The organism is Oceanobacillus sp. M60, from assembly GCF_053839645.1.
Genome location: NZ_JBSSNH010000014.1, coordinates 1 through 1,955 on the forward strand (window position 1 = coordinate 1; position 1,955 = coordinate 1,955).

Sequence of the window (1,955 nt, forward strand, 5' to 3'; positions counted from 1 at the left end):
CTTGGGAGTCAGACTATGGGTGATAAGGTTCATAGTCGAAAGGGAAACAGCCCAGACCGCCAGCTAAGGTCCCAAAGTATACGTTAAGTGGAAAAGGATGTGGCGTTGCACAGACAACCAGGATGTTGGCTTAGAAGCAGCCATCATTGAAAGAGTGCGTAATAGCTCACTGGTCGAGTGACGCTGCGCCGAAAATGTACCGGGGCTAAACGTATCACCGAAGCTGCGGATTGTTCTTACGAACAATGGTAGGAGAGCGTTCAAAGTGCTGCGAAGTCAGACCGTGAGGACTGGTGGAGCGCTTTGAAGTGAGAATGCCGGTATGAGTAGCGAAAAAAGAGTGAGAATCTCTTTCACCGAATGCCTAAGGTTTCCTGAGGAAGGCTCGTCCTCTCAGGGTTAGTCGGGACCTAAGCCGAGGCCGACAGGCGTAGGCGATGGACAACAGGTTGATATTCCTGTACCACCTCATGATTGTTTGAGCAATGGGGGGACGCAGGAGGATAAGGAGTGCGCACCGATGGATGTGCGTCCAAGCATGCGAGGAAGTCAGATAGGCAAATCCGTCTGACATGATTCTGAGCTGTGACGGGGAGGGAAATAGAGTACCGAAGTTCCTGATTTCACACTGCCAAGAAAAGCCTCTAGTTAGATCATAGGTGCCCGTACCGCAAACCGACACAGGTAGGCGAGGAGAGAATCCTAAGGTGAGCGGGAGAACTCTCGTTAAGGAACTCGGCAAAATGACCCCGTAACTTCGGGAGAAGGGGTGCTCACTTGTGAGTGAGCCGCAGTGAATAGGCCCAAGCGACTGTTTAGCAAAAACACAGGTCTCTGCGAAGCCGAAAGGCGAAGTATAGGGGCTGACACCTGCCCGGTGCTGGAAGGTTAAGGGGAAGAGTTAGCTCTTCGGAGCGAAGCTTTGAACCGAAGCCCCAGTAAACGGCGGCCGTAACTATAACGGTCCTAAGGTAGCGAAATTCCTTGTCGGGTAAGTTCCGACCCGCACGAAAGGTGCAACGACTTGGGCACTGTCTCAACGAGAGACCCGGTGAAATTATACTATGCGTGAAGATGCGCATTACCCGCGACAGGACGGAAAGACCCCGTGGAGCTTTACTGTAGCCTGATATGGAATGTTTGTGCAGTTTGTACAGGATAGGTGGGAGCCTTTGAAGCGTGAGCGCCAGCTTACGTGGAGGCATCCGTGGGATACCACCCTAACTGTATGACCATTCTAACCCAGGACCGTAATCCGGTTCGGAGACAGTGTCAGGCGGGCAGTTTGACTGGGGCGGTCGCCTCCTAAAAGGTAACGGAGGCGCCCAAAGGTTCCCTCAGAATGGTTGGAAATCATTCGAAGAGTGTAAAGGCAGAAGGGAGCTTGACTGCGAGACCTACAAGTCGAGCAGGGACGAAAGTCGGGCTTAGTGATCCGGTGGTTCCGCATGGAAGGGCCATCGCTCAACGGATAAAAGCTACCCCGGGGATAACAGGCTTATCTCCCCCAAGAGTTCACATCGACGGGGAGGTTTGGCACCTCGATGTCGGCTCATCGCATCCTGGGGCTGTAGTCGGTCCCAAGGGTTGGGCTGTTCGCCCATTAAAGCGGTACGCGAGCTGGGTTCAGAACGTCGTGAGACAGTTCGGTCCCTATCCGTCGTGGGCGTTGGAAGTTTGAGAGGAGCTGTCCTTAGTACGAGAGGACCGGGATGGACACACCGCTGGTGTACCAGTTGTTCCGCCAGGAGCATAGCTGGGTAGCTACGTGTGGTAAGGATAAGTGCTGAAAGCATCTAAGCATGAAGCCCCCCTCAAGATGAAACTTCCCATCACTTGAAGTGAGTAAAATCCCTCAGAGACGATGAGGTTGATAGGTCCGAGGTGGAAGCGTGGCGACACGTGCAGCTGACGGATACTAATCGATTGAGGACTTATCTAAGTTTTTTCATGTC

The 1,955-nt window shown here is 53.0% G+C and carries 1 rRNA gene; it reads left to right on the top strand.

From position 1 onward, the window contains the following. Window positions 1-1,942 (top strand): 23S ribosomal RNA (locus tag ACW0TQ_RS22055); the annotation flags it as partial. Window positions 1,943-1,955 lie beyond the last annotated feature (13 nt).